We start from the raw sequence: 24,392 nt of genomic DNA on the forward strand, positions 1-24,392 counted from the left end.
GACGCGCAGGTCAGCGGTCTGCCGACAGGCTCGGATGCATGAGCGAGAAGCAGAAGGACACTTCCCGGCGGAGCCCGGTTCGACGTCGGTTGCGGTGGGTGCTCGGCGGGCTGCTCGCGTTCGTCGTGGTCGTCGTCGTCGGTGTCAAGGCGACCGACACGGTGATGACGGCCCGAGAACGTGACGCGCACCGGGCACCCGGCGAGCTGGTCGAGGTGGACGGGCACAGGATGCACCTCCTCGTGTCCGGGTCAGGTGACACGACGGTGGTGCTGCTGCCGGGTCTCGGCACCGCCGCACCGGTGCTCGACTTCGAGCCGTTGACCCGCGAGCTGTCGACCTGGGCCACGGTCGTGGTCGTCGAGCCGTTCGGCTACGGCTGGAGCGATGCGACGGACGACCCGATGCTGCCGAGCGATGTCGCGGCTGACGTCCAGCAGGCGCTCGACGCCGCCGGTATCGACGGGCCTGTGGTCATAGCCGCTCACTCGATCGGCAGCCTGTCCGCGCAGGCGTTCGCCGACGCGTACCCGGAGCGCACGGCGGCGGTGGTCGGCCTGGACCCGACGATGCCGCGCACCGACGACTTCCTGCCTGCCGCCGAGAAGGAGGAGGACCCGTTCGCCGACCCCGTCCCGGCGTCGTTCGAGGTGCTGGCCCGCGGCGGATGGGTCCGCGTGGTCCAGGCGATCGCGGGCGACGACCCACAGATGTTCAGCGGCGCGACGCGCGCCCAGGGGTACAGCGCGGAGAACCTCGCGCTGCAGTCGGCGATCGGGAACTGGACAGGGTTGAGCAGCAACGCGGTCTGGCAGGCCGCGCACCTGGAGGACGAGGTGGAGGAGGTGCGCGACCTGAGGTTCTCGCCTGACGTCCCCGCGCTCGTCTTCACGGCGGATCCCGTGCACGAGCGCCCCACGTGGCGCGACGCGGCGTCCGCGGACTACCTGGCCGGTTCAGGCTGTGCGCGCGATGTTCCGCTGGTCGGCGAGCACTACGTGCACCACGAGCACGCCGCGGAGATCTCCGCGCAGCTCGAGTCCTTCCTCGCCGAGTGCCTGCCGTGACACCGGCGCGAAGATCGCTGACGTGATGTCGGTCCCAGACGGTGCGCCAGGTCGAGGCCCTGCCTAGTGCTGTGGCCTGATCGTCGGGGGGATCGTGGCCACGATCGCCGGGTCCCGGGTCGCCTGGAACTGCAGCGTGACAGCGGTGGTGCCCGACGGACCGAGCACGGACGAGACGGCCTGGCTGTACTCGTCGTCGGGCACGGGAAGGGCGGCGGTCGTGATGTAGCGCCTGATGTCGTGTGCCTGGATCGCGTCGGGTGACCCCGGCAGGTCGTGGCGCAGGACCGTCACGTCCGGGCTGGTGACGTCCGGCACGCCATCGGTCTGGGGCACCACGTCCTCGTCGTGGCGGTAGTTGCGGACCTCGACCCCTCGCGGAGGTCGGTTGGGGATGTCCGGGGACCCGGCGGTCGCGACGGCACGCACCGTGTACGCGGTGCCGACCGCAGCCGCGACCGACGTCGCGACCATCCCGCCCTGGCTGTGCCCGGCGAGCATGACGGGCTCGTCGGGACCTATCCCGGCGCGTTCCATGGCCTCGACGACCGAGTCCGTCATGTCGTCCGGAAGGCCGGCCATCAGCCGCAGGTTCGTGGTCGAGTCCATCGGGTTGCTCGAGTTCACGGTCCACACCTCGGTGCCGGGGATCTCGACCACCCACGCGCGGGTGCCATCGGGATGGGTGAGCCGCTGGATCGACACGAGGCCGGGCGGAGTGCCGGGGCTCGCGGTGTCGTAGGACGCCGCGACATTCGCGAGGACGTCCGACGTGTTCCGGGGCGCACGCAGCTGCGGCGGGTTGGTGCGGGGGATCACGACCGTGGGGGCGGCCGCCGCAAGGGCGTCGGCCGCCATCTCGGCTGTGTCGCGCACGGCGTCGAGGGTCGGTGCCTGGTGCCCGGACCGCAGCGCGCGCGCAAAGGACGCCGCACCCAGCAGAGCCAGCTCGGCGCGACCGTCGGCACCTGAGGCGGCGAGTGCTCCGATCGGACCCTGTCGGTGCAGCGCGCGGCTGAGCAGCTCGAACCCGACGAGGGTCGGGGCCAGAGCGGCGAGGGTGGACGCTGCGGCCGCGGAGCCGAGCCCGACCACGGCAGCACCCACGACGGGCCGCTCCCCCAGCTCGTTCCCGCCCGCGCTGACCGCTTGCCGCAGCACCTTGTGCGCGGTGGACTCGGCACCGTCGTAGAGCCTGACGACGGTCCGTAGCTTGCGCACGATCCCCCGGACATCGTCGGCGGCGTGGCCGTGCATCGTGCGGGCCGCGATCAAGGCCCGTTGCGCCTTCACGGCCGCCGGGTCTCCCAGCGGCCGGACCGCACACGCGATCGACCCCCGGTCGAGTGCGGCTCCGGCAGCGTCGAGCCGGTCGGCCGCCCGTTCCAGCACCCGCTCGACGTGCGCGAGCTCCTCGAGGTCTGCCGACGTCGGACCCGTCCCGCCGACGAGCCGGTAGTCGTCGCCGGCGGTCACAGGTGGTCCACCGTGGCGACCGGACCGAGGGCCGACTCCGATGCGGCACGCGCCTGGCGGACGAGCCGGGCGGCGTCCTCCAGGGCTGCTCGGTAGAGGTTCGCGGCGCCCGAGGACCACGACACGTGCTGCGCGGCGGTGAGCGCGACAAGCGCGTCGTCCGCGTCCCAGATCGCCGACCGAACCGAAGGTCCTACCGCGTTGTCATCGAGCATGGGTTCGACGCTAGGTGCGCCTGCGGGAGGGCGGTCGGGGACCGATCAGACCATCGGCGCCGTGGGGCTGGGGGCGGCTCGCCGGCCCCGGACCGAGAGCTAGGACTGCGTGGCTCGCCTCGGCAGCACCAGGACCGTCGCCGCCATCGCACTCACGGCCGCCACCCCGCGCCAGAGGTCCGCCGTACCGAGCGGGCTGACCACCGCCACGGCGACGACCGCAAGTGCCAGCGCGAACACCTGGACGACGGCGACGTCGCGCAGCCCTCGCCCGATCACCGCCCACTCGATCGACGCGCGCCACGAGGTGCGGGCCGCGAGCGCGGCGGTCCACAGGGTCAGGTGGACGAGGACCACGAGCGCCACTACCACCGCCAACGGGGGCGGGTCGAACACGAGCACCCGCACCCCCGCGATGGCGACGACGAGCCCGGCGAGCCCGACCTCGGGGCGGAGCACGACTGCGACGACGAGCGCGAACAGCGCGGCCGCGAACAGGCGGTGCGGGCCAGGCCCTGGTCCGGAGAACGCGACGACGAGGGTCGACAGGCCGAGGGCTCCCAGGGCGAGCCGCACGGCAGCCGCCGGGACGCTCGGTCCGACGGGCACGACGACCTCCCGGTCCGACCGCGGTCGCAGGAACGGGATCCTGCTGTCGAAGAGCCTCATCGCGACGCCCCGGCGCGCCGCTGGACCCGCCGGGCGAGCCCAGCGAGGGCCACGGACGGCGCATCGCGCCACGCGACAAGCTCGACGTCCTGGTCCGTGAGACCCGCGAGGCGGTCCTCGCGCGCGATCCGGATGAGCCGCAGCGCGAGCCTCTCCCGATCCGCCAGGTGGGCCTCCCGGACGGTCGGCAGGACGTCGACCGCCACCACCCGGTGCCCGGCGCGGCGCCAGATCGCGGCCACCTGCGCGGCCTCGTCGTCGAGGAATGTCGAGAACACCAGGACGAGCGCGCCGGACGGGATCTGCGGCGGGCGCAGCCTGCGCAGCGGCTCGCCCTCGGGGTGCGTGAGCGCGAGCGCGTGCCGGATCCGGGACAGCTGCCGGCGCCCACCCCCGGGCGGCAGAGGCCTGCGCACGATGCCGAGGTCGTCCAGACCCACCCGGTCCCCCGCCCCGAGGAACCCTTCCGCGACCGACGCGGCCGCGTGGCGGGCGAGGTCCAGCGAGGTCGGGTCCTGCGGTCGGGGCGGAACCGAGCCGCGCCACGTCATCGGGTCGGGGCCGACCTCGTCGCGCGAGTCCACCACGAGCATCACGACGGCCTCCGCGAGCGCGTGCTCACGCCGGACGTACAGCTCGTGCAGGTCGGGGGCGCGGCGGGCGGTCACGCGCCAGTCGATCCGGCGCAGGCGGTCGCCCGGCGAGAAGGGGTGCACGTCGCGCAGACCGCCACCCTCGCCTGGTCGTCGGGACTCGTGCGCGCCGGTCAGCCCGCGCAGGCGCGGCGGCAGCGGCAGCTCACCGAGCGGGCGGGTCGAGGGCAGCACCAGCGCGGTCCGCGACGCGGGCGCCGACGCCTCCGACACGCTCGCCGCCCCCGGCCCGACGCCCTGGAGGTCGACGACTGCAACCTCCTGCGGGCCGGTGCGGACCGTGTGCACGGAGACCGTCAGGGCCCGGGAGCCGTCGACGGCCACGAGCACCTCGGCGAGGTCCCGGAGTCCTCGTCGGACCCCGACGAGCACGGCGCCGCTGGGCGAGGTGATCTGCGCCCGGACGGTGAGCGTGCCCGCGGCCGGTGGGTCCGGCGAGGCCTCGACGCGCACGCTCGGGCGGCGCGAGGGCCGTCGCTGCCAGTCCCAGAACCCCGCGACCACGGGAGCGGCGCCGAGCACCGCCACGTCCGGACGGCCGGCGAACCCGCCCACGACGACGAGCCCGAGGCCGACGACGACTCCCACGACCGCCGAGTTCGAGCGCTCCCAGGCCACGGTCAGGCCGAGCGTCGCGTCGTCGTCGGACCGGCGACGTGCCTGAGCACGTCGGTGACGACGCCCTCGGGCGCCGCACCCGTCGCCCAGGCCTGTGGCGTCAGGGACAGCCGGTGCGCGAGGGCCGGCACGGCGACCGCCTTGACGTCCTCGGGCGTCACGAAGTCCCGCCCGTTGAGCACCGCGAGCGACCGGGCGACGAGCACGAGCGCCTGCGACCCGCGCGGCGACGCCCCGACCTCGACGGCGTCGTGCGCGCGCGTGGCCGCAGCGAGGTCGACGCAGTACCGCAGGATGTCGCCCTCGACGTTCACGGCCTCGACGCCCGCCTGCATCGCCAGCAACGTCGACGCGTCGACGATCGTGCGGACCGAGCCCACCTCCGTGCGGCGCGCGAGCCTGCGCGACAGCACGTCGACCTCGTCGTTGCGCCCCGGGTAACCGACCGCCAGCCGCACCATGAACCGGTCGAGCTGCGCCTCGGGCAGCGGGTAGGTGCCCTCGTACTCGACAGGGTTGGACGTCGCGACCACGTGGAACGGCTCGGGCAGCGGGTACGTCGTCCCGTCGACCGTGACCTGCCGCTCGGCCATCGCCTCCAGCAGCGCGGACTGCGTCTTGGGGGCGGTCCGGTTGATCTCGTCGGCAAGCAGGAGGCCGGCGAACACCGGCCCGGGCCGGAACGTGAAGCTCGCCGACGAGGGGTCGAACACGCTCGACCCCGTGATGTCGGACGGCAGCAGGTCGGGCGTGCACTGCACCCGCCGGAACGTCAGCCCGAGCGCGGTGGCCAGGCTGCGCGCCGCGAGCGTCTTGCCCAGCCCCGGCACGTCCTCGAACAGCACGTGCCCGCCGGCCAGCACGGCCGCCAGCGCGGCCTTGAGCGGGTCGCGCATGCCCACGACGAGGGTCGCGACCTCGTCGAGGATCGCGCCGCCCTTCTCGGCCACCTGCGCGACGGTCAGGGTCTCGGTCATGTGTCCCCGCTCTTCCTCGTGGTGCCGATCCGCTCGAGCGCGTCGACCGCCTGTCTGACCTCGGACATCTTGGGGCGCGGCGACCTCGTGCGAGTGAGCGTACGGAACGCCTTGCTGCCGACGAGCTCCTGGATGGCGCTCTCGTCCGCGGGGTCCGCGAGGTCGAGCCCGTGGCGCGCCAGCCGGGCAGTCGCGACCTCGCGCACCCGCCGCAGCATCCGCTCGCTCACGCGTCCGTCACGCGCGACCATCGCCCACGCGAGCTCCTGGACCTCGCCACGCGCACCGTGCCGTCGGTCGAACGTCGGCCGGTCGAACCCCGGGTCGGGCCGCGGGTCGAGCCGGGTCAGGACGAGCAGTCCCGCCACCGCCGCGCCCCCGACGAGCGCAACAGTCACGTACGCCAGCCCGGCCACCAGCGCGAAGCCGACGGCGGCGACGAACACGACGTAGACGCGCCAGTCCCTCACGGCCCCAGCCCTTCGGCGATCGTCGTCAGGCTCGACCGCGCCCGGTCGACGTCGTCCTGCGTGAGCCGGTGCTCGCTGTACCGGGCAGCGAGGTAGAGGTCGAGCAGCTCCTGGGCCGCGTGCGGGTCGGCGTGCGTGGTCCGCAGGACGTCCATCGTGAACTCGGTCGCGGTCTGCGCGCGGTCGCGGTGGACGCCGGTCTTCTCGGCCGACGACTCCAGCGCCACCCACGCCGCGATCACCGCGTCCCCGGGGGGCACCTCGTGCTCGAGCACCTGCGCGGCCTGCTTCGCCCCGTCACGCATAGCCGCCGTCGCGGCGTCCACGACGTCACCCTCGAGGCCGATGTCCGGGTCGGCCGCGTCGACGTCCAGCCCCACCCTGTGCTCGCGCAGCTTCTGCGCCAGCTTCCGGAACACGAACGCGAGGACGACGACCACCAGCAGCCCCAGGACCGTGAGGATCACCAGGAGGATCCAGCGCTCCTGCTCGATCGGCATCATCTCGGCGGGCGGTGCGGTGCTGCCCGGCTTGGCAGCCGACGTCTGCGTCGGCAGCTCGACGTCCGGCAGGTCGACCGTCGGCACGAACCGCTGCCCGAACTCCCACGGTCCGGCCAGCGCGGCCATCAGCACCGCCACCGCCACGAGCCCACCGATCAGGAGCACGGGTCCGGGTCTGCGTGCGGACGTCACCTGGCTCCTCGCTGGATGCGGCCGGGTAGGGGGTGGAGCGGTGCCCACAGGCTACGACGACGACACTCCAGGCTGAACGGACCCCAAGAGTCAAGCCGTCCGAGAGCGGTGTAGCGGTCGCGACGACCCGCGGAGGACGATGGCGACATGGGGGGAACGCCCGAGCGATCCGACACCGTCGGCTCGTGGCTGCGTCGACACTGGTTCGCGCTCGTCGCCTGGAGCGGCCTCGTCGTCGTCTTTGGGCTCGAGGTCGCCTACCGCGGTTGGGACGTCTCCGAGTGGGGCTGGTTCTGGCTGTCGGGCATCGTGGCTTTCCTGGTCGCGGCGCAGATCTCCCGGCACCAGGGGGAGCGCGTCGATCGCACCGTCCGCCGACTCGTGGCTCGCGGCGTCCTGACGGGTTCGGATGCCGACGACGCCGTGACCCTCGTGCGGGCCGCGCTGGCGGCACGGGCGCGCTGGGTCCTGCCACCGTTCGTCCTCGGGTTCGCGATGCTCATGCTCGTGTTCTGGGTCAACACCTACGGCGGCCCGTGGGTCCTGGAGACCCTCGGCGTGTGGATCGAGGTGGCCCTCGCTGGGGTCGCCGGCGGGGTCGTCGGCATGCTCGTCACCTACGGCATGCTCAGCTCGGTGATCGGGCAGGTCCAGCTGCGCCTGGAGCCGATCCCCGAGCACGTGGACGGGGCGTCCGGTCTCGCGCCCGTCGGGCAGCTGTTCGGGCGGCAGGCGGCGGTCGTCGGCGTGCTCGTCGTGTACTCGGTCGTCTGGTGGTTCCTGCTCCCGCAGTCCGACTACTCGAGCTGGGCGGTGGCGTACGCGTGGATCATCCTGATCGCCGTGGTGTGCGAGGTGGCGGCGTTCGTCGCGCCCCTGTGGGGCTTCCACCTGTCGATGACCGCCTATCGCGCGCACCTCCTGGACGAGGCCGACGCGCTCGGCACCCGCATAGCCAGGCTGCGTCAGACCCCGTCGGGCGACGACGAGATCGACCGACTGGTGCAGCGGTGGACCGACATCGAGACCATGCCGACCTGGCCCGTGCCACCCAGCCTGCGCCGCCGGTTCACCTGGGTGAACGGGCTCGCGCTCGTCCCGGTCGCGCTCGACGCTCTTGGCGTGCCCGACGCGTGGGGCAGCCTGTTCGCCGCCACGCACTGAGTGTCACCTCTGGGATGATGACCCCATGGCCACCACGAACGTTCCCGTCGTCCCTGCGCGCGTGCGGCTCGCTGACGTCACCCCTGCCATCGCGCTCGGTCCGCTGGACGGGCGCTACCGCACGGCGGTCGCGCCACTGGTCGACCACCTGAGCGAGGCCGCACTCAACCGCGAGCGGGTGCACGTCGAGGTCGAGTGGCTGATCCACCTGGCGAGCCACGGCGTCGTCCCGGGCGCACCGACGCTGACCGACGACGACAAGGCGTACCTGCGGAACGTCGTCGCAACCTTCGGGCCGGACGAGGTCGCCGAGCTGGCCGAGATCGAGCGGGTCACCGTGCACGACGTCAAGGCGGTCGAGTACTTCCTCAAGAAGCGGCTCGCGAACGCACCGGCCGACTCCGCGCTGCAGAGCGTCGGCGAGCTCGTCCACTTCGCCTGCACCAGCGAGGACATCAACAACCTGTCCTACGCGCTCATGGTCCGTGGCGCGGTGACCCAGACGTGGCTGCCCGCCGCCCAGGCGCTCACCGACCAGGTCGCCGCGCTCGCGCACGAGGAGAAGGACCAGGCGCTGCTCGCCCTCACGCACGGGCAGCCCGCCACACCGACGACTCTCGGCAAGGAGCTTGCGGTCCTCGCGCACCGGTTGCAGCGCCAGCTGACCCGCATCGGCAACGACGAGTACCTGGGCAAGCTCAACGGTGCGACAGGCACCTTCGGCGCACACGTCGTCGCGGTCCCGGGAGCCGACTGGGCCGCGGTCTCGAAGGACTTCGTCGAGCACCTCGGCCTGACGTGGAACCCGCTGACCACGCAGATCGAGTCGCACGACTGGCAGGCCGAGCTGTACGCGGACGTCGCGCGGTTCAACCGGGTGCTGCACAACCTGGCCACCGACGTGTGGACGTACATCTCGCGCGGCGTCTTCATCCAGATCCCGGTGGCCGGCGCGACCGGGTCCTCGACCATGCCGCACAAGGTCAACCCGATCCGGTTCGAGAACGCCGAGGCCAACCTCGAGCTGTCGTCGGCCCTCCTGGACACCCTGGCCAGCACCCTGGTCACCAGCCGGCTCCAGCGCGACCTGACGGACTCCACGACGCAGCGCAACATCGGTCCCGCGTTCGGCCACTCGCTGCTCGCCATCGACAACGTCGCTCGGGGTCTGCGCGCGCTGTCCGTCGACCGCGACCTGCTGGCGCGGGAGCTCGATGAGAACTGGGAGGTGCTCGGCGAGCCCGTCCAGTCGGCGATGCGCGCGGCCTCCGTCGCGGGCGTCACCGGTATGGAGAACCCGTACGAGCGGCTCAAGGAGCTGACGCGCGGCCGTCGCCTCACGGCCGACGACATGCGCGAGTTCATCGGGGGCCTCGGGCTTCCCGACGATGTCGCCGCCCGGCTCGTCGAGCTCACGCCGGCGTCCTACACGGGCATCGCGGCGTCGCTCGTGGAGACCTACCTGAAGGCCTGACCGTCAGGGCGCGAGGTCGGCGATTCCCTCGACCACGTCGCCGAGGACCTCGACGCCTTTGCCGGCGACGTCGCCGAGCACGTCGACGCTCTTGCCTGCGACGTCGCCCATGACCCCGACCCCCTTGCCCGCGACCTGGACCACCTGGCCGGCGGCCGACACGACGTCGACGAGGCTGACGACGTTGCTGGCGGCGTCGACGGCGCTCCGAGTCACGTCGGCGACCCCTCGGCCGACCTTGGCCGCGCCGCGACCGACGCTCGACGCCACGTCACCGACCGGACTCAGCGGGGATCGGCGGGTCGGTTCGTCCTGGATCGGCTGATCGTGCACGGCATCGTCCATGGCGAGAACGGTACGGGTCGATGCGGCCGGGAGCTGCGCGATCGGCGGGAGGACCTGCATAGGCGGCGCCGGCCGGTTGTCGAGAGCCTCCCTGCGCATCGCCGCCTTTGTCCGGGTTTGACGGCCACTCGTCACTCTTTAGAGCGTGCGTCGGTGAGATGCGACCGGCGCTGTGGCCTGGTATGTCACCCGGATGCGCAACGCAACCTGGACACGCGCCCTGTTAGGGCTGCACAATCGTGCACGAACCGTCCTAATCATCCGGTTCATCCCCTCTTTCATCCTGTTCATCCCCTCATGGCAAGGATGCCCATCGTGACGCTCATGCAGAAGGCGGTCACGCCAGCGCTGACCCGCGCGCACCTCACGGCGGGCCACGATCGCCTGGCGGGGTACGTCGTGCGCGCCGAGGACGTCGCCTTCGCGACGACGCCGGCACAGCTGTTCGAGGTCCACGGCCTCGGCTACGAAGGCTCGCCGTTCAGCCCGTACGACCGGTCCATCGACGTCCTGCGGTTCGAGAGCTCACCGCAGCTCCAGTACCGGGACGTCCCGGGCTACATCCTTCCGCTGTGGTGGCTCCGCCATTCCCGGATGCCCCCGGGCGCAGAGCTCGTCCGGATCTACGACAACGGCACGTCCACGCTCCTGGCCCGCTACGGCGACGTCGGCGCGGGCTGGACGGTGACGCAGCTGGGCGCTCCACGGCCGTCGCTGGCATCGCTCTCACGCTGCGTGGGCCCCGTGGCCAAGTGGCACGGCGCCTACCTCGAGGCCGACGTGGTCGACAACGGGCACACCGTCGTCCTCGCGCTGGCGAACCCGCCACTCGCCGAGACGGGCTTCCACCAGTCGGCGTCGGGTCGCTGGTTCCGTCGCGTGGCTCGTGACGACGTCAGCGAGCTGTTCGAGCTGGACCTCACCGCCCGGTGGAACGGCCTGCACGTGCGCGTGGTCGACCAGTGGCAGGACGCGCAGCGTTACGTCGTCGCGCGGATCTCCCACCTGGGCGACGACATCGAGCGCGCCGAGCGCCTTCAGCTCAACCGGGTCGAGGCCGGCGTCTACGAGGGCATCGTCTACGCTGCCGAGCTGACCGACATCCAGACCAACCAGGTGGTCCCGCACACCTGGGCTCCGGGGCCTGCAGCGCAGCAGCAGGTCGTGCGCAGCAGCTGACGTATCCCCCTGATCCGGGGTCCCGACGACGACGTCGTGGCTCTGACAGGCGCGTGCCAGGCCAGACCCTCCCCCCCGTTCTGGCCTGGCACGCTCCATCTTCACCGCTCGTACGGGCGGACCTCACAGGGCATCGCGGGTCGGGAGCAGACTCCCGACCCGCGCCCGTGCTGCGTCAGTCCGCGCTCTGCTCGCGGCGGCGCAGCCACGCTCCGCCTGCGGCCATGGCGAACCCGACGGCTGCCAGTGCCGTCGAGACTGCGAGCAACGGCCTCGGGTCGTTCCCCGTCGCCGACAGCTGCCCGTCAGCAGCGAGCACCGCGTTGACCGGCGAGGTCAGGCAGGACGGGCTGGACGGCGGGTAGGCCACCGTGACCGTGGCCTCCGGGTTCACCTGGAACAGCACGTTCACGCTCGGGCGCACCCAGTCGAACTCATCTCCCTGGACCCAGGTCCCGTTCGACAGCTGCCGCCAGCCGGGCCAGTCCACGCCACGTCCGTTGACCGAGACGGCGCCCGGCCAGTTGACCGTGCCGGACAGCGGCTGGTTGGTGAGCACCACGTCCGCACCGCCCGGGTTGATCCACGTGATCGTCACCGTCGTGTTCGTCGTACCGGTCGCCGTGATCTCGTACCGCAGCTTCGGCACGTCGTTGTCGCAGATCGGCGCCAGCACTCCCACGTTCAGCACGGTCGGGGTGGGCGTCGGCGTGGGCGTGGGCGCCGGGGTGAACTGGGTCGGCGTCGGGGTAGGAGTCGACCCCGTGAAGCACGGGGCGGCCGGGTCGGTGGACTGGAAGCCCAACGCACCCTCGACCGTGATGATGCGCGTCTTCGTGGTGGTGCCGTCCGAGAACGTCGCACCGTTCTCCGCCGTGATGGTCAGCTGGTAGACACCTGGGCCGTCATACGCCGGGCTCACGGTCACGGAGACGTTCGGGAAGGTGTCCTCGAAGTCGAACGATCCTGCCGTCTCGCACGTCGGGGGCGTCGGCTCAGCGGCGAACAGCGCCGGGATCGGAATGACAGGCACGGTGGGTGTGGGGGTGGGCGTTGGTGTGGGTGTCGGCGTTGGTGTCGGAGTCGGCGTCGGCGTTGGCGTCGGTGTCGGCGTCGGTGTCGGTGTGTACGTCGGCGTCGGTGTGTACGTCGGTGTCGGCGTGTACGTCGGGGTGAACTGCGTGGGCGTCGGGGTCGGGGTGAACTGCGTCGGCGTCGGTCCGGGGTCGGACGGCGACTCGGTGGGCGGCGGCGGGTCGTACTCACCGGCAGCAGCCCATGACGCTCCACCGAAACCGAGCACGACCGTCGCGCTCGCTGCGATGCAGACCTTGTAGATCGACCTCATGACGTCCCCCCAGCTCTCAAGCCGGCGGGCCTCGACCCGCCGTCGCCCCCCGGGCCGGGTCGGATGCTGGAACTGAACGCACCGTCGACTCGACCGGCTGCGATCGTGTCGTACATGTCAGGGTCATTCACCCGAAAGTGTGACATAGGTCACAGGATGGCGCACCTACGGACATAACGGACGTCACGCGGGCGTCGGCCTGCTGGCGGCATGGGCCGTGAGTGAGGGTGCGACAGACGGGCCGGCGGAGCGTCTCAGCGCGCTCCGGCCGCGTCAGTCCTGTGCGTCGTGGACGTAGCGAGCCACCTGCACGCGGTTGGTGACGCGCAGCTTGGCGAACAGGCTGCCCACGTGGGTCTTGACCGTCGCGACGCCCATGTACAGGTCCCGCGCGATCTCCGAGTTCGTCTTGCCCTCGCTCACCGCGACCGCCACCTCACGCTCGCGGTCCGTCAGCCGCGCCATGGCGGCACGCGCGGTGCGCCGGCGATCGTCGTCCTGCGGCTTCGTCACGGCGGCGATGAGCTGCGTCGTGACGCTCGGCGAGAGGATCGGGTCACCGGCCGCGACGCGACGCACGGCGGCGATGAGCTCCACGGGCGGGGTGTCCTTGAGCAGGAACCCGGACGCTCCGTTCTGGAGCGCCGTGAGCACCATCTCGTCGGTGTCGAACGTGGTCAGGACGATCACACGGGTCGACGACGACCGCAGCGCCCGCGTGGCCTGCAGACCGTCCATCCGTGGCATCCGGATGTCCATCAGAGCCACGTCCGGTCTCACCTTCTCGACCAGCTCGATCCCCGCCTGCCCGTCGGACGCCTCACCGACGACCTCGAGGTCGGGGGCGCCGCCCAGGATCATCCGCAGACCGGCCAGCACCAGGCGGTCGTCGTCGACGAGCACGACACGGATCGCCGGCTCGGACTCGCTCGGGGTCAGTGGCTCCACGGCAACCTCGCTCTCACCAGGAACGACCCATCGGGCTGCTTCCCGTACGTCAGTGCACCACCGGCCAGCTCGGCGCGTTCGGTCATCCCCGTGAGCCCGACGCCGGCCGGCGCACGTGCGATCCCCGGGAGGAACGCCGGGACGCCCGCCCGGTTGCGCACCTCGAGCTCGAGGAAACCGCCGGCCTCGCCGGCAAGGACCACGGACACCGGCTCACCAGGTGCGTGCTTACGAGCATTCGTCAGGGCCTCCTGCACGATCCGGAACGACGTCCTCGACATCGTGGCCGGGATCCTCGCCAGGTCGCACTCCCGGAGCCCGAGCACGTCGAGCTCCACCTGGGAGCCCGTCTCGCGCACGTCGGCGAGCAGCGCGGGCAGCTCGGCGAGAGTCGGCTGGGGCGCTTCCACACCGTCGGCGACCTGCCGGGCGCGCAGGACACCGAGCACCTGCCGCAGCTCGGCGAGCGCCAGCTGCGCGTTCGCCTGGATCGTCGCGGCCGTCTCGGCCGTCTGCTCGCGGGTCAGGTCCTCACGGTAGGCGAGCGCTCCGGCGTGCATGGCGACCAACGAGATCCGGTGGGCGAGCACGTCGTGCATCTCCCGCGCGATGCGCGTCCGCTCGGCGTCCCGCGCCGCCTCCGTCGTCAGGGTCTGCTCCCGCTCCGCCGTCGCCAGCCGCTCGTTCAACGACGCGACGAGCTCACGCCGGGCCCGGACGTAGAAGCCGGTGACGATCACCAGGCCGAAGAGCACCAGGCCGAGGAGCTGGTTCGCCAGCTGGGCGTACAGGTTGTCCTCACCCGGAGCGGCGACGCCGCGGACCTTGATCACGAGCATCGAGGCGAGCCCCGCACCGACCCAGATGGCCCCGGTGACGATCACCCAGTTGCGGCGCCGCCACGTGGCCATCGAGACGACCGCGAGCGTCCCTGCGCCGGCAGCGGACGTCGACAGCACACCGAACGCGACCGTCAGGCAGGCGACGAGGAACGGGTACCGACGCCGCAGCGGCAGCAGCGCCACGGCGACCGCACCGAGAAGAAGGTCGAGCGCGAGCCAGAGTGCGATGACCTCCTGGTCGGACCCGTCGGGAAACGCGCTGAACTGGGTCAACGCGGTCCCCACCCACGCGGCCAGCCCGACGACAACCGCGACCAGGTACCGCCATACCCGCGACCACGGCTGGAGCGCCGGGTGCAGCAGCTCCTCGGGTACGGGGGTGACCCTGATCGGCGCTGCGGGACTGGTCACGTGAGCAGCCTAAGGACCTTCGCGCCGCCGCGGATCCGTCGAGAGGGCGCGGGGAGCCCACCCCACGGTGGAGCCGGGCCGACGTCGCGGGCAGCGCGTCGGGGTGTCGACCGCTACGGCGCACCACCGTGGTGTCGCGCCTGCGTGGCGATGCGGGAGGATCGGGCCAAGCACCGGTCCACGGCTGGGGTCGCGACCCGGCCGGACGGAGGAGCGTCATGAGCGAGGCGACCACCGAGGTCCGCGTCCCGGTGCGCGAGCTGCTGCGCCTGGGCGTGCCCGCGGTGGTGATCGGAGTCTTCTCTGCTCTGACGCTCGTCGCCCTCAGCGAGCTGGCCGCCCTGCTCGAGCACTGGCTGTGGGGCACTCTGCCCGACCGCGTCGGCGTCGACCCCGACTCGGCGCCGTGGATCATCGGCATCCTCACCACGACCGGTCTGGCCGTCGGACTCATCATCCGGTTCGCACCCGGGAACGCCGGTCCGGACCCGGCGACGCACGGCCTGGTCTCGGTCCCGCTCCCACCACGGGTGCTGCCCGGGCTCGCCGCGGCGATGGTCCTGACGCTCGCGGGCGGTGTCAGCCTCGGCCCCGAGAACCCGATCATGGCGATCAACGCGGCCCTCGTCGTCGCCGTCGGTGCGCGGCTCATGCCACGCGTCCACGTACCCGCATGGATCGTGCTGACCACCGCGGGGACCCTCGGGGCGATGTTCGGCACGCCCGTCGCGGCCGCGCTCATGCTCTCGGAGATCAACCCGGGCGACAGGCGGACCCCGCTGTGGGACCGACTGTTCGCGCCGCTCGTCGCCGCGATCGCGGGCGCCCTGACCTCGGCTCGGCTCGAGGACTTCACGTTCGACGTCGAGCTGCCCGCCTACGAGTGGGGCGGGGTGCGGGACGTCGGGCTGGCCGTCGTCATCTCGCTGGGCGCCACCGCGCTCGGGCTCGTCGCTTCCTACGCGTTCACCCCGATGCACCGGCTGGTCCACCGGATCGGGAGCCCGGTGCTGCTGCTCACGCTCGGCGGCCTGGCGCTCGGGGTCCTCGGCGTCGTGGGCGGCCCCGTCACCCTGTTCAAGGGTCTGGACCAGATGAAGGAGCTGCCGGAGCGAGCCGGCAGCACCACGGCTCTCGGGTTCCTCGCCCTGGCCGTCATCAAGCTCCTGGCGATGCTGGTCGCGAGCACGACGGCGTTCCGTGGGGGCCGCATCTTCCCCGTCGTGTTCGTCGGCGTCGCGCTCGGCTTCGCCATCGGCACCGCCTGGCCTGCGGTGCCCATGGCGCTCGCCGTCGGGGCGGCCACCACGGGGATCCTGGTCGCGGCGACCCGCAGCGGCTGGCTCAGCGTCTTCATCGCCGTCGCGATCGTCTCGGACGTCACGCTGCTGCCGGCGCTCATCGCCGCGATGCTCGCAGGGTGGGTGCTCGTCTCGAACCGGCCGGAGCTCGTCGCTCGCGACGAAGCCGTAAGCGACGAACCGGTGAGCGACGGACCGGTACGGGCCGCGCCGTCAGACGGGGGCGCCCCGCCGAACGATCCGCCGGCGACCTGAGGTCAGCCCGCGTCGGTGAGCGAGGGCACGGGGATCGACGCAAGCTCCGCCAGCGCCTGGGCGTACGTGGCGGCGTCTCCTGCCCGGGCCGCCTCGCGTGCGCGGACGGTAGGACCGTGCAGCGTGGCCCGGGTGCGGCGGCGCAGCGCTCTGACGGCCCGCTCGTCCGACAGGTCCACGATCGTGCTCTCGAGCCCGCCGAGCACCCGGGTGCGTTCCGCGACGACGGCCGGGTTCCAGTCGCGCACCCGACGGTCCGCCTCATAGGCCTCTGCCGCGGCCGTGACCACCTCGTGGGCGGCCGCGACGGCCGCGTGCTCGGCCGGGGCGTACTCGCTGACGGTGTGCAGGCTGACCAGGCGGACCCCGGGCAGCGTCCGCACACCGGGGTCGACGTCGTGCCTCAGCGCGAGGTCCACCACCGTCAGCGGGTGCGCCGCGTCCGCCCGGGCAGCGGCCAGGGCGTCGACGCCGAGCACGGCACCGGCGGCACCGCTGCACGCGACGACCAGGTCGACGTCGGACACCTCGGCGGCAAGGTCGGCACCCGTGGGCAGCGAGCGGACCCCGCGGGCCGCCGCGAACGCGCGGGCGCGACCCGTCGTCGAGTAGACCCGGACGTCGGTGCAGCCGCGGGCCTTGAGCTGCGCGAGCGAGGCGCCCGCGTAGGAACCCGTGCCGATGAGCACGCAGCGGACCGCGGACCAGTCCGGCAGCTCGGACTCGGCGATGTCGAGCGCGACCCCGACGACCGAACGGCCGGTCGCGCCCAGGCCGGTGCGTGCCTCGACGTCTCGCGAGACGCGGGACGCGGCCTGGAACAGCGACTCGAGGCCGCCCGTCGTGGTGCCGTCGCGACGGGCCGTGGTCAGTGCCCGACGGACCTGGCCGGCGATCTCGCGCTCACCGACGACCATCGAGTCGAGCCCGCTGGCGACGGAGAACAGGTGCGCCGCGGCGTCGGTGCCCGCACGCACGCGCAGGTGCGCGCTCACCTGGTCGGTGCCGTAGCCGGACCGCTCCGAGACCGTCCTCGCGACCAGCTCGCGGGCCCGTGGGGCGTCGGCCGCATCGTCGACCTCGAGGTACAGCTCGAACCGGTTGCACGTCGCAAGGACGACGGCACCGGTGACGGACGCGGCGGAGTGCACGAGCTCGGACGCGACGGCGTGGACGTCCGACGAGAGACGTTCCAGCACATCGAGGTCGAGGTCGTGGTGACTGGCGGCGAGGGACAGCAGCACCACGCGACCGATTCAATCATCTGTTCATTTGTCCGGCACAATCGCACCTGTGAACCTTCCTTCCTCGCACCCTCTGGTCGACGGACGAACGACGCATTCTTCGCTCGTTCGTGCATATTCCGGTGAGCGCTCCGACCGGCTCCCGGTGTGGTTCATGCGACAGGCCGGCAGGTCGTTGCCGGAGTACCGCGCCGCGCGCGAGGGGACGGCGATGCTCGACGCGTGCCTGACGCCGTCGCTTGCGAGCGAGATCACCCTGCAGCCCGTGCGCCGGCACGACGTCGACGCGGCGATCTTCTTCTCCGACATCGTGGTGCCGCTCAAGCTCGCGGGCGTCGACGTGGAGATCAAGCCGGGCGTCGGTCCCGTCATGGGCTCGGCCGTCCGTACCAAGGACGACGTCGCCCGGCTGCGTGACCTCGGTCCGCTGGCCCCGGAGTCCCTTGCCGCGGTGTCCGACGGCGTCGCGCTCACGGTCGCGGCCCTCGGCGGAACACCGCTGATCGGGTTCGCGGGCGCTCCCTTCACGCTGGCGGCCTACCTCGTCGAGGGCGGGCCGTCGCGGGATCACCTGGCGGCCCGGACGCTCATGCACTCCGACCCCGTCACCTGGGCCGAGCTGACCGACTGGGCGGCGGACGTCACAGGCGCGTTCCTGCGCGCGCAGGTGCTCGCCGGGGCCAGTGCGGCGCAGCTGTTCGACTCGTGGGCGGGGTCGCTCGGGCTCTCCGACTACACGGCGCACGTCGCCCCCGCCTCGGCTCGTGCGCTCGGCCACATCGCGGACCTGGGCGTCAAGAAGGTGCACTTCGGCACCGGCACGAGCGAGCTCCTCGGTGCGATGCGTGACGTGGGGGCGGACGTGATCGGCGTCGACTACCGCCTCCACCTCGACGAGGCGAACCGCCGGCTCGGTGGCACGACGCCGCTGCAGGGCAACATCGACCCGGCGCTGCTCGCCGCCCCGTGGCCGGTTCTGGAGGCGCACGTCCGCGACGTCGTCGCCCGGGGTTCGAGCGCCCCGGCGCACGTGGTGAACCTCGGGCACGGGGTACCCCCCGAGACCGACCCGACCGTGCTGACGCGCATCGTCGAGCTGGTCCACGGGCTCTGAGGTGGCCTGGGACGCGATCGTCGTCGGCGGTGGCGTCGCCGGTCTGGTCGCTGCTCGCACGCTGACCGCCCAGGGCCTGCGCACCCTCGTCCTCGAGGAGCGCGACGAGGCCGGCGGTGCGGTTCGCGGGCACACGGTCGCCGGTCTGCGGCTCGATGCGGGCGCCGAGTCGTTCGCCACCCGCGGAGGGGTCGTCGCCGCGCTCGCCGACGACCTGGGCCTGCGTCTGGAGATCCCCCAGCCCGTCGGCTCGTGGGTCCACCTGGAGTCCGGGGACGGGCCGCTGCCGCGCACAGGGCTGCTCGGCATCCCGTCGCAGCCCTGGTCCACCCGGCGCACCCTCGGTGTCCTGGGCGCGCTGCGCGCCTCGCTCGACCTCGTGATGCCGCCGTCCGACGACCCGGAGACGCTCGGCGCCCTGGTGCGTCGGCGCATGGGAAGCCGCGTGCTCGACCGGCTGGTGCGGCCCATCGTCGGCGGCGTGCACGCGGCCGACCCGGACGACCTGTCCGTCGACGCGGTCGCCCCGGGACTGTCGGCCGCGCGCAACCGCGGGTCGCTCGCACGTGCGGTCGGCTCGATGCGCGCGTCGGCGCCGGCCGGGAGCGCCGTGCAGGGCATCGACGGAGGCATGCACCTGCTCGTCGAGGCGCTCGTCGCTGACCTGGAGGCGCACGGGGGTGAGGTGCGCACGAGGAGCAAGGTGACCTCTGCGCGGCGCTCAGGCGACAGCTGGACCGTCGAGGCCGGCACAAAGCCCACAGGCACGACACCCGAGTCGGCGCCCGAGTCGGCGCCCCGGCTCGTTCTGGCCACGCCGCGAGCGCCGGAGATCCTCGGTCTCACCACGGGTTCGCCCGACCCCGGCGCCGAGGTCACGCTCGTCACGCTGGTCCTGCAGGCACCCGCGCTGGACCGCGCGCCACGCGGGACGGGTGTGCTGGTGGCACCGCAGGCCTCGGACGTCGTCGCCAAGGCCCTCACGCACGGCACCGCCAAGTGGGCGTGGCTGGCGCGGGAGGCGGGACCGAGCACGCACGTCGTGCGCCTCTCGTACGGGCGTGCAGGTGCCGCCGAGGCCGAGCCCGACGTCGCTCAGGCGCTCCGCGACGCGTCCCGGCTGCTGGGCGTCACCCTGGACGAGGGCCACCTGCGAGGTCAAGCGACGGTGCGCTGGACGCAGGCGCTGCCCCGCCCGAGCGCGGCGCATGGCGTGGTCGTGTCGGCGGTCAGGTCCGCTGTCGCGGAGCTCCCTGGCCTCGCTGTCTGCGGCGCGTGGGTGGCCGGCAACGGGCTCGCGTCCGTCGTGCCGGACGCGCAGGCGGCGGCCCGTTCCCTCGTCTGAGCAGGTGTTATCCGTCACGTATTCCTCGCGCATTTTCTGACAACGCGTCCGCAACCCCGGCAAGAATGTCGTGGACCACATTTTCCGCGCATTGTTCTGACAAGTTGTCACTACAACGCCGGGCTGCCTCAACAACACTTCGACATCCCCTCCGCGGAGGGGGAGACTGGTCGCCATGCCTGCGCACGTAGTGGTCGGGACGCGAGCGAGCGCGCTGGCCGTGACCCAGACAGGTCACGTCGCCGACGCCCTCGCCCGACTCGGCGACCTCACGATCGAGACCGTCCACATCCGGACCGACGGAGACCGTCTGACGGGTTCGCTAGCGACCCTCGGAGGCACCGGGCTGTTCGTCGCCGCGCTGCGCGACGCGCTCCTCGAGGGTCGCTGTGACGTGGCCGTCCACTCGCTCAAGGACCTGCCGACGGGCGATGCCGACGGCCTGGTGATCGGCGCCGTACCCGTCCGTGAGGACCCGGCCGACGCCCTGTGCGCGCGCGACGGGCTCAAGCTCTCCGACCTCCCACCGGGCGCACGGGTCGGCACGGGATCACCCCGCCGCAAGGCTCAGCTGCTCGCCGCCCGCCCGGACCTGGACGTCGTCGACATCCGGGGGAACGTCGACACCCGGCTCGGTCGCATCGCCGCCGACCTCGACGCGGTGGTGCTCGCACGCGCCGGCCTCGCGCGACTAGGACGCCTGGACGCCGTCACCGAGGCCTTCGGCACCGACGTCATGGCGCCCGCGCCCGGCCAGGGCGCGCTCGCGATCGAGGTCCGGGAGGGCGTCTCGGGACCCCTTGCGGATGCCCTCCGCGCCCTCGACCACCGCCCGACGCGCCTCGCGGTCGTCGCCGAGCGCGCGCTCCTCGAGCGGCTGGAGGCCGGATGCGCCGCACCGATCGGCGCGTGGGCCGTGCTCAACGGCGAGAACCTGCGACTCGACGCGGTCGTGGCCCGCCCGGATGGTTCGGCCACCCTCAGGCGCGGCGCGTCCGTCCGGGTGGACAGCGAGGACGACGCGCGCCACCTCGGGTCCGCGCTCGCCGACGAGCTCCTCGAGCACGGGGCCGCGGACCTGGCGGGTCTGCGATGACCCCGCTGCCGCTGACCGGCTGGCGCGTCCTGGTCCCCCGGCCCACCGCGGGACGCAGCCCGGCAGTCGTCGCGCTCGCGGCCGCCGGGGCCGAGGCCGTCGTCGTCCCGCTGATCGAGACCGTCCCGCCCGCCGACCTCACACCGCTCGACGACGCGCTGCTCGCGCTGGAGGCCGGCTGGTACTCCTGGCTGGTCGTGACGAGCTCCGCCGCCGTACCGATCCTGGTCGAGCGCGGGCTGCACCTGACCGACGCGCGGGTCGCCGCCGTCGGACCGGGAACCGCCCGCGCCCTGCGCGAGGCGGGGGTCCACGTGGACCTCGTGCCGCTGGGCGAGGCGACCGCACGCTCCCTGGTGGACGGGTTCCCGCCGCCCGGGCCACGACCGCGTGTCCTGTTCCCCCGTGGCGACCTCGCCGCCCCGACGCTCGCCGACGGTCTGCGCGCCCGCGGCTGGCAGGTCGACGACGTGGTCGCGTACCGCACCGTCTCGGCTGACGCCGTGTCGGCCGAGGTCCGCGAGGCGTGGGTGGAGGGGACGATCCGTGGCGCCCTGCTGACCTCGGCCAGCACCGTCCGCGAGCTCAACACGCAGCTCGGCCCGCCGCCCACCAGCACGCTCCTGGTCGGCATCGGCCCCACGACCGCCGCAGAGGCCGCGCGCCTCGGCCTGCCGCTCGCCGGCGTGGCCACCGAGCAGACGATGACCGGGCTCGTCGATGCGCTGGCCAAGGCGGCGAACACAGCGATGCCCGAGCAGATCCCCAGCCCCGAGGAGCTTCCGTGACCGACCGGCGCATCCGCCCCCGCCGCCTGCGCTCCACCCCCGCCCTGCGTCGCCTCACCGCCGAGATCCGTCTGCACCCCTCGCAGCTCGTCCTTCCCGTGTTCGTCAAGGAAGGGCTGACCGAGCCGCACCCGATCGCGTCCATGCCGGGCGTCTACCAGCACACGCGCGACTCGCTGCGCAAGGCTGTCGCCGAGGCCGCGGGTGCGGGACTGGGCGGCGTGATGCTCTTCGCGGTCCCGGCCGTGCGTGACGCGGTCGGCTCCCAGGCCACCGACCCGGCGGGGATCCTCAACGTCGCCATCGCGGACACGGTCGCCGAGGTGGGCGACGCGCTCGTCGTGCAGGCCGACCTGTGCCTCGACGAGTTCACCGACCACGGCCACTGCGGCGTGCTCACCCCTTCGGGTGCCGTCGACAACGACGCCACGCTGGTGCGCTACGCCGACATGGCCCTCGCCCAGGCGGCTGCCGGCGCCCACATGGTGGGCCTGTCCGGGATGATGGACGGCCAGGTCGGTCACGTGCGGGACGCACTGGACGGGGCGGGGCGCGACGACGTCGCGGTGCTGGCGTACGCGGCCAAGTACGCCTCGGCGTTCTACGGTCCCTTCCGGGACGCGGTCGAGTCCCAGCTCGAGGGCGACCGGCGGACGTACCAGATGGACCCCGCGAACCGTCGCGAAGCCGTCCGCGAGGTGACCATCGACATCGCCGAGGGTGCCGACGTCGTGATGGTCAAGCCCGCGCTGGCGTACCTGGACATCCTCGCGGACGTGGCCGCCGTGAGCTCCGTCCCGGTCGCGGCTTACCAGGTGTCGGGCGAGTACGCCATGATCGAGGCTGCCGCCGAACGGGGGTGGATCGAGCGCAGACGGGCGATCCTTGAGTCTGTGCTCAGCATCCGGCGCGCAGGTGCCGATCACGTGCTTACGTACTCTGCGACAGAGCTGGCCGGATGGCTGGCAGAGGAGATCTGATGAGTGTCCACACCACCACCCCGGACCTGACGACGAGCGCCGCGGCCTTCCAGCGCGCGCAGGCCGTCATCCCCGGCGGGGTGAACTCGCCGGTGCGCGCATTCGGCAACGTCGGTGGGACGCCCCTGTTCCTCACCTCGGCCCGGGGCGCGTACGTCACGGACGTCGACGGCAACGAGTACGTCGACCTGGTCGGCTCCTGGGGTCCGGCCCTCCTGGGCCACGCGCACCCCGCCGTGGTCGACGCGGTGCGTGAGGCCGCAGGACGCGGTCTGAGCTTCGGTGCACCGACCGTCACCGAGGTCGAGCTCGTCGACGAGATCCGGTACCGGGTGCCCCCGGCCGAGAAGGTCCGGCTGGTCTCGACCGGCACCGAGGCGACCATGACCGCGCTGCGCCTGGCGCGCGCCTTCACGGGTCGCGACCTGGTCATCAAGTTCGCCGGGCACTACCACGGGCACGTCGACGCGCTGCTGGCCTCGGCCGGCTCGGGCGTCGCGACCCTCGGCCTGCCCGACTCGGCCGGCGTCTCCGCCGCGGTCGCCGCCGAGACGATCGTGCTCCCGTACAACGACGTCGCCGCCGTCGAGGCCGCGTTCGCCTCCTTCGGTGACCGTGTCGCCGCGGTGATCACCGAGGCGTCGCCCGCGAACATGGGCGTCGTCCCGCCGCTGCCCGGGTTCAACGCCGCGCTGCGTCGCCTGACCATCGCCAACGGAGCGCTCCTCATCCAGGACGAGGTGCTCACCGGTTTCCGGGTCGGGTACTCCGGCTGGTGGGGGCTCGAGGGTCTGCGTGAGGGCTGGTCCGCGGACCTGTACACGTTCGGCAAGGTCATCGGCGGCGGCCTGCCCGTCGCTGCGGTCGGTGGTCGGCGCGACGTCATGGCACAGCTCGCCCCGGTCGGACCCGTCTACCAGGCCGGCACGCTGTCCGGGAACCCGGTGGCCACTGCCGCGGGCCTCGCGACGCTGCGGCTGGCCGACAAGGACGTGTACGCCCACGTCGACGCGGTCGCCGCACACCTGCGCAGCGAGCTCAGCAGCGCGCTCGCGCGCGAGGGCCTGCCGCACACCATCCAGTGGGGCGGCAACCTGTTCAGCACGTTCTTCGGGGCCGACTCCGCCCGCGAGGGTGCCCGCGACTACGCCGCCGTGCTGGCCACCGAGTCGTGGCGGTACGCGCCGTTCTTCCACTCGCTGCTGGAGTCCGGCGTCTACGCACCGCCGTCGCCGTTCGAGGCCTGGTTCGTCTCGGCCGCGCACGACGACGCAGCCCTCGACCGCGTGGTCAGCGCCTTCCCGGCCGCAGTCCGAGCCGCCGCGAGCGCCACGGCTCCGTGACCTCGGTCGTCGACCCGCCGCGCTCCCGGGCGTGGCTCCACCTCCTGTGGTCCGTCCCGGTGGCCGTGGGGCTGTCGGTCGTTCCGCTGTTCATGGCGTCGTTCATACTCTGCGGGATCAGCGGCTGCTCGGGCGGCGGATTCGGGGTCAGCGACGGCGGTCGTGAGGCGGTGCCTCTCTTGCTGCTGATCGCCGCGACGCTCGTCGCGGCACCGTTCGTCGCGGTGCCGTGGAGCCGCAGCCGGTGGCGCTGCAGGATTGTCGCCGGCCTGGTCTTCCTCGGCTGGCTCGTGCTGATCAGCGTGCCGATCTACGACCAGTGGCGCAACGCGGCCCCGCCCGTCTGACACCCGAGGACGGCCGCCCGTGGCATCG

At 72.7% G+C, this 24,392-nt stretch carries 25 protein-coding genes; 13 read left to right on the forward strand and 12 right to left on the reverse strand.

From position 1 onward, the window contains the following. Positions 1-38 precede the first annotated feature (38 nt). Positions 39-1,067 (forward strand): alpha/beta fold hydrolase, encoded by a 1,029-nt coding sequence (locus N553_RS24140; RefSeq protein WP_197029908.1) that lies wholly within the window; start codon positions 39-41, stop codon positions 1,065-1,067. Positions 1,068-1,130: 63 nt separating this feature from the next. On the opposite strand, the gene N553_RS0105310 is transcribed toward N553_RS24140, so the two are convergent. The 7 genes from N553_RS0105310 to N553_RS0105345 all read right to left on the reverse strand — a co-directional run bounded on the left by N553_RS0105310 (position 1,131) and on the right by N553_RS0105345 (position 6,840). After that, on the reverse strand, positions 1,131-2,543 hold the full coding sequence (locus N553_RS0105310; RefSeq protein ID WP_028045663.1) for a hypothetical protein: 1,413 nt from the start codon (positions 2,541-2,543) through the stop codon (positions 1,131-1,133). Continuing rightward, positions 2,540-2,758, reverse strand: coding sequence for a hypothetical protein (locus tag N553_RS0105315; protein ID WP_028045664.1), 219 nt, complete (start codon positions 2,756-2,758; stop codon positions 2,540-2,542). The genes N553_RS0105310 and N553_RS0105315 overlap by 4 nt, the downstream gene beginning before the upstream one ends. Before the next feature lie 99 nt (positions 2,759-2,857). Then, on the reverse strand, positions 2,858-3,427 hold the full coding sequence (locus N553_RS0105320) for a hypothetical protein (protein WP_034620683.1): 570 nt from the start codon (positions 3,425-3,427) through the stop codon (positions 2,858-2,860). Then, positions 3,424-4,698 carry a DUF58 domain-containing protein gene (locus tag N553_RS21250; RefSeq protein ID WP_231505171.1) on the reverse strand — a complete coding sequence of 425 codons (1,275 nt, stop codon included), beginning with the start codon at positions 4,696-4,698 and terminating at the stop codon, positions 3,424-3,426. The genes N553_RS0105320 and N553_RS21250 overlap by 4 nt, the downstream gene beginning before the upstream one ends. A gap of 2 nt (positions 4,699-4,700) precedes the next feature. Further along, on the reverse strand, positions 4,701-5,675 hold the full coding sequence (locus tag N553_RS0105335) for a MoxR family ATPase (protein ID WP_028045666.1): 975 nt from the start codon (positions 5,673-5,675) through the stop codon (positions 4,701-4,703). Next, complete coding sequence (locus N553_RS0105340; RefSeq protein WP_028045667.1) at positions 5,672-6,145, reverse strand: hypothetical protein; 474 nt, start codon at positions 6,143-6,145, stop codon at positions 5,672-5,674. Before N553_RS0105340 ends, N553_RS0105335 begins: the two co-directional genes overlap by 4 nt. Next, complete coding sequence (locus N553_RS0105345) at positions 6,142-6,840, reverse strand: DUF4129 domain-containing protein (protein ID WP_156043704.1); 699 nt, start codon at positions 6,838-6,840, stop codon at positions 6,142-6,144. The genes N553_RS0105340 and N553_RS0105345 overlap by 4 nt, the downstream gene beginning before the upstream one ends. 147 nt (positions 6,841-6,987) lie before the next feature. Between N553_RS0105345 and N553_RS0105350 the strand changes: the two genes are divergently transcribed. Both N553_RS0105350 and purB read left to right on the forward strand, forming a co-directional pair. Continuing rightward, complete coding sequence (locus N553_RS0105350) at positions 6,988-8,004, forward strand: hypothetical protein (RefSeq protein WP_028045669.1); 1,017 nt, start codon at positions 6,988-6,990, stop codon at positions 8,002-8,004. A gap of 25 nt (positions 8,005-8,029) precedes the next feature. Further along, a complete protein-coding gene (purB, locus tag N553_RS0105355; protein WP_028045670.1) occupies positions 8,030-9,478 on the forward strand; it encodes an adenylosuccinate lyase in 1,449 nt (482 codons plus the stop codon). Between the two features lie 3 nt (positions 9,479-9,481). Here purB and N553_RS0105360 read toward each other — a convergent pair whose 3' ends face one another. Continuing rightward, positions 9,482-9,823: a hypothetical protein gene (locus tag N553_RS0105360; RefSeq protein ID WP_156043705.1), complete on the reverse strand. Its 342-nt coding sequence runs from the start codon at positions 9,821-9,823 to the stop codon at positions 9,482-9,484. Positions 9,824-10,147: 324 nt separating this feature from the next. Here N553_RS0105360 and N553_RS0105365 point away from each other — a divergent pair, with 324 nt between their 5' ends. Next, entirely contained in the window at positions 10,148-11,002 is an 855-nt protein-coding gene (locus tag N553_RS0105365; protein ID WP_231505216.1) for a hypothetical protein, read from the forward strand. Positions 11,003-11,177: 175 nt separating this feature from the next. Here N553_RS0105365 and N553_RS25305 read toward each other — a convergent pair whose 3' ends face one another. Continuing rightward, positions 11,178-12,035, reverse strand: coding sequence for a hypothetical protein (locus N553_RS25305; protein WP_051639845.1), 858 nt, complete (start codon positions 12,033-12,035; stop codon positions 11,178-11,180). A gap of 25 nt (positions 12,036-12,060) precedes the next feature. Between N553_RS25305 and N553_RS25310 the strand changes: the two genes are divergently transcribed. Continuing rightward, positions 12,061-12,339 (forward strand): hypothetical protein, encoded by a 279-nt coding sequence (locus N553_RS25310; protein WP_197029909.1) that lies wholly within the window; start codon positions 12,061-12,063, stop codon positions 12,337-12,339. Between the two features lie 284 nt (positions 12,340-12,623). On the opposite strand, the gene N553_RS0105380 is transcribed toward N553_RS25310, so the two are convergent. Together N553_RS0105380 and N553_RS0105385 are read right to left on the reverse strand one after the other, a co-directional pair. Then, a complete protein-coding gene (locus tag N553_RS0105380; RefSeq protein ID WP_028045673.1) occupies positions 12,624-13,289 on the reverse strand; it encodes a response regulator transcription factor in 666 nt (221 codons plus the stop codon). After that, on the reverse strand, positions 13,286-14,551 hold the full coding sequence (locus N553_RS0105385; RefSeq protein ID WP_051639846.1) for a sensor histidine kinase: 1,266 nt from the start codon (positions 14,549-14,551) through the stop codon (positions 13,286-13,288). The genes N553_RS0105380 and N553_RS0105385 overlap by 4 nt, the downstream gene beginning before the upstream one ends. Before the next feature lie 218 nt (positions 14,552-14,769). Between N553_RS0105385 and N553_RS21265 the strand changes: the two genes are divergently transcribed. Further along, a complete protein-coding gene (locus tag N553_RS21265; RefSeq protein WP_081844372.1) occupies positions 14,770-16,107 on the forward strand; it encodes an ion channel protein in 1,338 nt (445 codons plus the stop codon). A 2-nt stretch (positions 16,108-16,109) separates the two neighbouring features. Here the strand turns inward: N553_RS21265 and N553_RS0105395 are convergent, their stop codons facing one another. Continuing rightward, on the reverse strand, positions 16,110-17,354 hold the full coding sequence (locus tag N553_RS0105395; RefSeq protein WP_028045675.1) for a glutamyl-tRNA reductase: 1,245 nt from the start codon (positions 17,352-17,354) through the stop codon (positions 16,110-16,112). 46 nt (positions 17,355-17,400) lie between these two features. On the opposite strand from N553_RS0105395, the gene hemE reads away from it, so the two are divergent. The 7 genes from hemE to N553_RS0105430 all read left to right on the forward strand — a co-directional run bounded on the left by hemE (position 17,401) and on the right by N553_RS0105430 (position 24,364). Continuing rightward, complete coding sequence (gene hemE, locus N553_RS0105400; RefSeq protein WP_028045676.1) at positions 17,401-18,465, forward strand: uroporphyrinogen decarboxylase; 1,065 nt, start codon at positions 17,401-17,403, stop codon at positions 18,463-18,465. Position 18,466: 1 nt separating this feature from the next. Further along, the gene (locus N553_RS0105405; RefSeq protein ID WP_028045677.1) at positions 18,467-19,810 is read left to right on the forward strand and encodes an NAD(P)/FAD-dependent oxidoreductase; all 1,344 of its coding nucleotides are present in this window, start codon (positions 18,467-18,469) and stop codon (positions 19,808-19,810) included. Positions 19,811-19,985: 175 nt separating this feature from the next. Beyond that, positions 19,986-20,906 carry a hydroxymethylbilane synthase gene (hemC, locus tag N553_RS0105410; RefSeq protein ID WP_028045678.1) on the forward strand — a complete coding sequence of 307 codons (921 nt, stop codon included), beginning with the start codon at positions 19,986-19,988 and terminating at the stop codon, positions 20,904-20,906. Further along, positions 20,903-21,694 carry a uroporphyrinogen-III synthase gene (locus N553_RS21270; RefSeq protein ID WP_051639847.1) on the forward strand — a complete coding sequence of 264 codons (792 nt, stop codon included), beginning with the start codon at positions 20,903-20,905 and terminating at the stop codon, positions 21,692-21,694. The genes hemC and N553_RS21270 overlap by 4 nt, the downstream gene beginning before the upstream one ends. Further along, complete coding sequence (gene hemB / locus N553_RS0105420) at positions 21,691-22,674, forward strand: porphobilinogen synthase (RefSeq protein WP_028045679.1); 984 nt, start codon at positions 21,691-21,693, stop codon at positions 22,672-22,674. The genes N553_RS21270 and hemB overlap by 4 nt, the downstream gene beginning before the upstream one ends. Then, complete coding sequence (gene hemL / locus N553_RS0105425) at positions 22,674-24,017, forward strand: glutamate-1-semialdehyde 2,1-aminomutase (RefSeq protein ID WP_051639848.1); 1,344 nt, start codon at positions 22,674-22,676, stop codon at positions 24,015-24,017. Before hemB ends, hemL begins: the two co-directional genes overlap by 1 nt. After that, positions 24,014-24,364 carry a hypothetical protein gene (locus N553_RS0105430; protein ID WP_028045681.1) on the forward strand — a complete coding sequence of 117 codons (351 nt, stop codon included), beginning with the start codon at positions 24,014-24,016 and terminating at the stop codon, positions 24,362-24,364. Before hemL ends, N553_RS0105430 begins: the two co-directional genes overlap by 4 nt. Positions 24,365-24,392: the final 28 nt, after the last annotated feature.

The organism is Cellulomonas sp. URHE0023, from assembly GCF_000688475.1.
Classification (GTDB): domain Bacteria; phylum Actinomycetota; class Actinomycetes; order Actinomycetales; family Cellulomonadaceae; genus Cellulomonas.

Coding starts and splice junctions, on each gene's coding strand:
- N553_RS24140 (WP_197029908.1), top strand. CDS start 39: ATGAGCGAGAAGCAGAAGGACACTTCCCGGCGGAGCCCGGTTCGACGT.
- N553_RS0105315 (WP_028045664.1), bottom strand. CDS start 2,758: ATGCTCGATGACAACGCGGTAGGACCTTCGGTTCGGTCGGCGATCTGG.
- N553_RS0105320 (WP_034620683.1), bottom strand. CDS start 3,427: ATGAGGCTCTTCGACAGCAGGATCCCGTTCCTGCGACCGCGGTCGGAC.
- N553_RS0105335 (WP_028045666.1), bottom strand. CDS start 5,675: ATGACCGAGACCCTGACCGTCGCGCAGGTGGCCGAGAAGGGCGGCGCG.
- N553_RS0105350 (WP_028045669.1), top strand. CDS start 6,988: ATGGGGGGAACGCCCGAGCGATCCGACACCGTCGGCTCGTGGCTGCGT.
- purB (WP_028045670.1), top strand. CDS start 8,030: ATGGCCACCACGAACGTTCCCGTCGTCCCTGCGCGCGTGCGGCTCGCT.
- N553_RS0105360 (WP_156043705.1), bottom strand. CDS start 9,823: ATGGACGATGCCGTGCACGATCAGCCGATCCAGGACGAACCGACCCGC.
- N553_RS0105365 (WP_231505216.1), top strand. CDS start 10,148: ATGCAGAAGGCGGTCACGCCAGCGCTGACCCGCGCGCACCTCACGGCG.
- N553_RS21265 (WP_081844372.1), top strand. CDS start 14,770: ATGAGCGAGGCGACCACCGAGGTCCGCGTCCCGGTGCGCGAGCTGCTG.
- hemC (WP_028045678.1), top strand. CDS start 19,986: ATGCCTGCGCACGTAGTGGTCGGGACGCGAGCGAGCGCGCTGGCCGTG.
- N553_RS21270 (WP_051639847.1), top strand. CDS start 20,903: ATGACCCCGCTGCCGCTGACCGGCTGGCGCGTCCTGGTCCCCCGGCCC.
- hemL (WP_051639848.1), top strand. CDS start 22,674: ATGAGTGTCCACACCACCACCCCGGACCTGACGACGAGCGCCGCGGCC.